1 protein-coding gene is annotated in these 255 nt (G+C 52.9%); it reads right to left on the bottom strand.

Going from position 1 to position 255, the window contains the following annotated elements:
* Positions 1 to 255, bottom strand: a 255-nt coding sequence (locus R0J87_RS22500) for a cation:proton antiporter domain-containing protein (RefSeq protein ID WP_498889104.1), incomplete at both ends; no start/stop codon positions are given.

Here is a 255-nt window from a genome sequence, read left to right as displayed (position 1 = left end):
TCGCCAGAGCCAGACCGCCACGCAAGCCACCCCAGGTGAGGATCTTCACCGATTCGGGATTGTATTGGCGATAGCGTTTAAAGCCAAGATATGACAGCTTCACACTCAGATAGCGCGCCAGCAGCACCAGCGGTACCGCAATCACCATCAGTGTCCAGTCTTCCTCATGGAAGCTGAATGACAGCATGCTCATACCAATCAGCAGGAAGAGTACACCGTTCAGGAACTCATCAACCAACTCCCAGAAGTGATCCA

Origin of the sequence: Halomonas sp. SIMBA_159, assembly GCF_046536035.1 — a bacterium.
In the GTDB taxonomy this organism is placed as follows: domain Bacteria; phylum Pseudomonadota; class Gammaproteobacteria; order Pseudomonadales; family Halomonadaceae; genus Vreelandella; species Vreelandella venusta_A.
The sequence above is the reverse complement of the archived record's forward strand: the minus strand, read 5'-3'. Positions and strand labels throughout refer to the sequence as shown.